The 6,461-nt window shown below is 67.9% G+C and carries 7 protein-coding genes and 1 tRNA gene; all 8 read right to left on the bottom strand.

The genetic code is table 11. The features are described 5' to 3' along the window. A partial coding sequence (locus tag VGV06_05570) for a sugar phosphate nucleotidyltransferase (protein ID HEV2054628.1) occupies positions 1 to 1,447 on the bottom strand: 1,447 nt, incomplete at its 3' end. A gap of 85 nt (positions 1,448 to 1,532) precedes the next feature. After that, positions 1,533 to 2,270, bottom strand: coding sequence for a rhomboid family intramembrane serine protease (locus tag VGV06_05565; protein ID HEV2054627.1), 738 nt, complete (start codon positions 2,268 to 2,270; stop codon positions 1,533 to 1,535). 28 nt (positions 2,271 to 2,298) lie between these two features. Then, positions 2,299 to 3,051 (bottom strand): phosphonate ABC transporter, permease protein PhnE, encoded by a 753-nt coding sequence (gene phnE / locus VGV06_05560; protein ID HEV2054626.1) that lies wholly within the window; start codon positions 3,049 to 3,051, stop codon positions 2,299 to 2,301. Continuing rightward, a complete protein-coding gene (phnC, locus tag VGV06_05555) occupies positions 3,048 to 3,791 on the bottom strand; it encodes a phosphonate ABC transporter ATP-binding protein (protein ID HEV2054625.1) in 744 nt (247 codons plus the stop codon). Before phnC ends, phnE begins: the two co-directional genes overlap by 4 nt. Then, positions 3,788 to 4,123: a histidine triad nucleotide-binding protein gene (locus VGV06_05550; protein ID HEV2054624.1), complete on the bottom strand. Its 336-nt coding sequence runs from the start codon at positions 4,121 to 4,123 to the stop codon at positions 3,788 to 3,790. Before VGV06_05550 ends, phnC begins: the two co-directional genes overlap by 4 nt. A 268-nt stretch (positions 4,124 to 4,391) precedes the next feature. Further along, positions 4,392 to 4,467, bottom strand: a tRNA-Ala gene (locus VGV06_05545). A 91-nt stretch (positions 4,468 to 4,558) separates the two neighbouring features. After that, the gene (locus VGV06_05540; GenBank protein HEV2054623.1) at positions 4,559 to 5,365 is read right to left on the bottom strand and encodes a slipin family protein; all 807 of its coding nucleotides are present in this window, start codon (positions 5,363 to 5,365) and stop codon (positions 4,559 to 4,561) included. Between the two features lie 20 nt (positions 5,366 to 5,385). Beyond that, positions 5,386 to 6,461 (bottom strand): nodulation protein NfeD (locus VGV06_05535; protein ID HEV2054622.1); only part of this gene is annotated, 1,076 nt, incomplete at its 5' end.

The raw sequence follows: 6,461 nt of genomic DNA, 5'->3' as shown, positions 1-6,461 counted from the left end.
GGGGATCGTAGGGGGACTTTCGCACGTGAGTACCGCCCGCCAAACCCAGCGCGGCGACCTGGTAGCGCACGACCGGGATCGGCGCCACGCCCAAGTCCTGCACGTCCACGCCCACGGACAAGAGGCCCGACATGAGCGCCCGGTTGATCATTCGCGATGCCTTGTGGTGGTCACGACTCGTGACCATGACCCTGCGGCTACCGACGATGGCCCCGCATGCGGCGCCGAGCTTGGCCGCGAACTCGGGCGAGATCTCGATGTTGGCGAGCCCCGAGACTCCGTAGCGGCCGAAGAGCGACCGGCTCCAGCGCTCGCCCCACACGAGGCTCATGGCCAGCGTCGCGCCGTCCTCTACTTCCTTGTACGGCCAGACCTTCACGTTGGCCTTGACGACGCTTCCCTCGCCTATTCGGCAAAAGTCGGCAATTACTACGCCCTCGGCCAGGAACGCGTTCGCCCGCACGACGCTCTTGCGCCCGATCACGGCTTCCTTGACCACGGCGCCCGGGCCGATCTCCACCGCATCCCAGACGACGCTGCCCTCGACATCGGCGCCCGCCTGGATGACTGTCTCCGGCCCGATGACCGAGTTGGCGACGCGTGCCCCGGCGGCGACCTGCGCCCCGCGGCCGAGAATGACAGAGCCCGAGAGCCGCGCCGAGTGGTCCACGTGGGCGCCCTCGTCGAGCCACACCGTGTGCCCCTCCACGACCTGCCGTTTCCCCGGGATGTCCACCCCGATCTTGCCCTGGAGGAGATCGTGGTGCGCCGTCCGGTACTCTGCCAGGTCGCCGACATCGCGCCAGTAGCCCTCCGCGACGTGTCCCCAGAGCGGGCGGCCGCCAGCAAGGAGCGCCGGGAACAGCTCTTTCCCGAAGTCGTAAGAGCGGCCCGCGGGGATGGCCGGGAACACCGAGGGCTCGAGGAGGTAGATGCCGGTGTTGATCGTGTCACTGAATACCTCTCCCCACGCCGGCTTCTCGAGGAAGCGGAGCACCCGCCCCTCCTCGTCGGTGATCACGATCCCGTAGGCCAGGGGCAGTTCCACCCGGGTCAGCACCATGGTCGCCTCGGCGCCGCGGCCTTTGTGGAAGGTCGCGGCCCCGGCGAGGTCGATGTCTGTCAGGACGTCGGCCGATACGACCAGAACCGGCTCGTCCGAGTCGCCGACCGCGAACTTCACGGCGCCGGCGGTCCCGAGGTCGGCCGGCGGGGTGACATAGCTCATCTTGACGCCCCAGCGGCTGCCGTCGCCGAAGTAGGAGGTGATCGTGTCCGGCAGGAAGTAGAGCAGCACGCACAGGTCGGTGAAACCGTGCCGCTTCAGGAGCCGCACCATGTGCTCCATGACGGGGACGTTCCCGACAGGCACGAGCGGCTTGGGAAGGTGGGCGGTCAGGGGCCGGAGGCGCGTCCCGAACCCTCCGGCCATCACGACGACCTTCACGAGCGGATCACCAAAGGGCCGGATCGCGACGCCGACAAGTCACCAAGCATACCGAAGTATAGCGGAAATGCCCGGAAGGCGGAACTTACCTGGAACGGCCCGGACCGCCGTCCCCGGGGTTGCGCGGGCGTAGGGCGAAGAGCAGAACCATCCCGACGAGAAACCCTCCCAGGTGGGCGAACCAGGCTGTCTCCCCTCCCAGGGCCTCGCCGCGAGCGGTCGCAGCCCCCCACGTCGCCAGGCCGCTCACGAACTGGACGACAAACCACAAGCCGAGAACGAGGATGGCCGGGACACGCACGATCCGGACGAAGAAGCCGAAAATGATGAGCGTCAGCACGTTCGCACGGGGAAAGAGCAGCAGGTAGGCGCCGAGCACGCCCGAGACCGCCCCGCTGGCCCCGATCATCGGCACGGAGGATGCGGCGCTGAGGGCGGTCTGGGCCGCCGCCGCGATCGCGCCCGAGACCAGGTAGAACACCGTGAAGCGGGCATGGCCCAACGTGTCCTCGACGTTGTTGCCGAAGATCCACAGGTAGAGCATGTTGCCGCCGATGTGCAGGAACCCTCCGTGGAGGAACATTGAAGTCAGGACTGTCAGCGCCGGCGGGAGCAGCCATGAGCCGGGCGAGCAGGCTCCCGTCAGGCGGCACGGCACGAGCCCGAACTCCAGGATGAAGTCGCGGGAGGCCCGGAGCCCGTCGGATGAGCCCTCTCCCTGGAGGGAGAGCTGGTAGAGGAAGACCAGGACATTGAGCGCGATGAGCGCGACCGTGATGAACGGCGTGGTCCGGGTCGGGATGTCATCCTTAAGAGGGAACACGTGGCCGTCTCGGGAGCGTGCGGTGCCGTTAGACGAGCCGCGCGCGCAGCCGGGACGAGGCGAAATCCACGATCATGACCATCGCCACGAGCACCAGCAACATGGTTGATGCCGCCGGGTAGTTCAGCAGTCTCAGGTAGGTCTGAATGTAGAACCCGATACCTCCCGCTCCGACGAAGCCCAGCACGGCCGCCGCGCGGATGTTGGTCTCGAAGCGGTAGAGCGTGAAGGACAGGAACTGCGGCAAGAGCTGCGGGACCACGCCCCATCTCAGCACCTGGAGCCGCGTGGAGCCCACGGCCTCGACCGCCTCCACCGGGCCGGGATCCATGGCTTCGATAGCTTCGGAATAGAGCTTCGCGAGCACGGTCGCGGTATACACCACCACGGCCAATACGCCGGGAAAGGGTCCCAGCCCAACCGCAGCCACGAAGAAGAGCGCGTAGACGAGAGTGTCCACCGCCCGGAAGGCGTTGAGCGCGCTGCGTGTCCAGTAGAAGGTCCATCGGGGCGAGGTGTTTCTGGCCGCGGCGAACGCGACGGGCAGCGCCAACACGGCGCCCACGGCCGTCCCTGCCACGGCGATCTGCAGCGTCTGCAGCGCGCCCCTGAGCGCCTGACCGAGCACCCTCAGGTCGGGCGGCAGCATCCGGCGGACAAAATCAAGCATGAAGGGGACGCCTTCGACGAGCCGTCCCAGCGACACCTCGGTGGACCACGCCGACCAGATGAAAGCGGCGGCGATCGCCAGTCCGCCCGCCCAACGTCGCCCGGAGCTCACAGCCGCTCTCCGCCGAAGATGGCCTCGGCCGCCGCCTGCGTCAATCCCGCTGGGGACCCGTCGTGGACGACCCGTCCGGCCCGGAGCCCGACGATGCGCCGGCCGTAGGTCACCGCCAGGTCCAGCACGTGCAGCGAGGCGATGACGGTCAAGCCGTCCTCCCGGTTGATGTCCAGCAGGAGCTCCATCACCGAGCGGGATGACGCGGGGTCGAGGCTCGACATGGGCTCATCGGCCAGGAGCACGCGAGGCTCCTGGACGAGCGCACGGGCGATGGCGACCCGCTGCTGCTGGCCGCCCGACAACGTATCCGCTCTCCGGTCGTCGAGTCCCGCAAGCCCGACCCGCCTCAAGGTGCGTCGAGCCCGCTCGAGTTCCCCGCCGGGGAAGCGCCCGAGCAGGGAGCGCCAGATGTCCACCCGGGACAGGGTGCCGACGAGGACATTGTCGAGGACGCTGAGCCGCTTGAGGAGGTTGAACTGCTGGAAGACGAAGCCCATGCTCGCCCGGACACTGCGAAGGCCGTTCCGGGAAGCTCCGGTCACTGCCCGGTCGTCCACGCTTATGTGGCCGGCAGTCGGAGTCACGAGGCCGTTGAGGCAGCGGAGGAACGTCGACTTACCCGCGCCGCTCGAGCCGATCAGGGCGATGAACTCGCCCGCTCCGACGTCCAGCGTGACACCGTCGAGCGCCACGGTGCCGCTGGGGTAACGCTTGGAGAGATCCCGGACTCGGATCACCCCCGCCGCCCCGCGGTCAAATGGAAGTGGAGGTGGTACACGACCTGCCCGCCCTCCGGCCCGGTATTGCACGAGAGGCGGTAGCCCCGCTCCCCGTACCCCGCGCGCTCCGCCAGGAGCCTCGCCACCCGCACGCAGTGGCCCGCCACCGTCTCATCTCCGGGCTCGAGGCGCGCGAGCGACTCGATGTGCCGCTTCGGGACGATCAGGAGATGGACCGGCGCCTTCGGGTAGAGGTCCTTGAAGGCGAGGACCTCGTCGTCCTCGTATTCGATCTCGGCCGGGCTTTCCCGCGCGACGATGCGGCAGAAGGCGCAGCCACCGCTCACCATCGGCCCCGCCTCGTGTATACTCGGTTCCCTAGGCGCACCCGACCCATAGCATTCATCGCCACATCATTTGTCGAGGGAGACCGGGATGGGCACATGCCCCAAGTGCAAGCTCACGATTCACAAGAACGGCAACCATACCAAGCTCGGGTCGGTCTGGTATCACAAGACCTGCCCCGCCAAGCCAGGTCGCGCCGCCAAGTAGCGCGCCTCCCGCCTCCACGCAGGACGGGGCGCCGGATCGCTCCGGCGCCCCGGCGGTGTATCTGAATGGTGGAGGGTAAGGGATTCGAACCCTCGACCTCGGCGTTGCGAACGCCGCGCTCTCCCAACTGAGCTAACCCCCCGAAGCAACAGGGTCATTCCGAAGCAACCCGGTCATTCTACCCGCGCCGCTCCGCGCCTACAAGCCGCACGGCGCCCCGACAGGAACTGTCCTCAGGGCTTGGCCGCCTGGCTCTCCCCGAGGGCGCGCAGGATCGGCGCGAACAGGTCGATGGGCAGCGGGAAGAACGTCGTGGTGTTCCGCTCCGACGCGATCTCCCGCATGGTCTGCAGATACCGGAGCTGGACCGCGATCGGGAAACGGGTCAGGACGGCGGCCGCCTCGGCCAGCTTCGCCGCGGCCTGGAACTCGCCCTCCGCGTTGATGACCTTCGCCCGCCGCTCGCGCTCGGCTTCGGCCTGCTTCGACATCGCCCGCTGCATGTCCTGGGGCAGGTCCACGTTCTTGACCTCGACCGCGGCCACCTTCACGCCCCACGGGGTCGTGTGCTGGTCGATGATGCGGGTCAGCTCCTCGTTGATCTTTTCCCGCGAGGCCAACAGGTCATCCAGCTCCTGCTGGCCCAGCACGCTCCGGAGCGTCGTCTGCGCCATCTGGGAGGTCGCGTAGAGGTAGTCCTCGACGCTGATCACGGCCTTGTTGGCGTCCAGCACGCGGAAGAAGATGACCGCGTTGACCTTGACCGAGACGTTATCGCGGGTGATCACGTCCTGCGGCGGCACGTCCATGACCACCGTCCGCAGGCTCACCTTGACCATCTTGTCGACGAAGGGAATCAGCAGGATGAGCCCAGGGCCGGTGCCGTCGCCGCCCGGGTTGATGATGGCCGGCGACTGCCGGCCGAAGCGGAAGATGACCGCCCGCTCGTACTCGCGCAGGATCCGCACCGAGTTGAGCAGGACGAAGAAGGCGATGACGACGACGGGGATCAGGCCGAGCGTCCAGTCGAGACCACGCATGGTCGGAGCCTCCTAAGGGGTTAGGGCCTGTCGCCCGCGCGGCTGACCCTGAGCGTCAGCCCATCCACCGCAGTCACGCGTACCTTCTCGCCTGCGGGGATCACGCCCCCGTCGGCCACCGCGCGCCATATCTCGCCATCCACCTGCACCTGCCCGTCGGGCCCCCCAGCCGGTCCCAAGACTGAGCGGGCCACCGCGAGGCGGCCCACCATGCTCTCCGGCCCCGTCACCGACGGCTTCATCATCGCGCGCAGTCCCGCCGACACCGCCCAGGCGATGAGGCCCGCCATCGCGCCCACCGTCGGGAGGATCACCGTCCACGAGACGCGGAACCCCAGCTCGGGCGCTTCGTAGAGCATGAAGGAGCCCAGGACCATGGCGACGACGCCTCCGATGGTGAGCACCCCGTGGCTCGCGATCTTGATCTCCGCGATGAGCAGCGCCACCCCGAACAGGATAAGCAGGACACCCGCCCAATTGATCGGCAGGCTCTGGAAGGCGAAGAAGGCGAGGATGAGGGAGATGCCGCCGATGACGCCCGGCAGGACCACCCCGGGGTTCTGCAGCTCGAAGAAGATTCCCAGCATGCCGACCATCATGAGGATGTACGCGATGTTGGGATCCGTGATGAGCGCAAGGAACCTGTCGCGGAACCCGACCTCGATCCGCTTCACCTCGGCGTTCCGCGTCTCGAGCGTTACGGTGCCGCGCACGGTCTTGACCGTCCGGCCGTCCACCTTGGCGAGCAGGTCCTGGAGGTTGTCAGCGATCAGATCCACGACCTTGAGCTTCACCGCCTCGCGCTCCGTCACCGACACCGACGCGCGAACGGCCTTCTCCGCCCATTCGACGTTGCGACCGCGCTCCGCGGCCAGGCTGCGGGCGAAGGCGGCCGCGTCGTTCGCGACCTTCTTGGACATCTCCTTGCCCATCTCGCCACCACTCGCCGCCACGGGGTGGGCCGCGCCGATGTTGGTGGCGGGAGCCATCGCCGCCACGTGCGCCGCCATGGTGATGAAGACGCCGGCCGAAGCCGCCCGGGCGCCCGTCGGAGCCACGTAGACGATGACGGGAATCTCGGCGTTGAGAATGGTCT

This window comes from Candidatus Methylomirabilota bacterium, from assembly GCA_035936835.1.
Taxonomy (GTDB): domain Bacteria; phylum Methylomirabilota; class Methylomirabilia; order Rokubacteriales; family CSP1-6; genus AR37.
The sequence above is the reverse complement of the archived record's forward strand: the minus strand, read 5'-3'. Positions and strand labels throughout refer to the sequence as shown.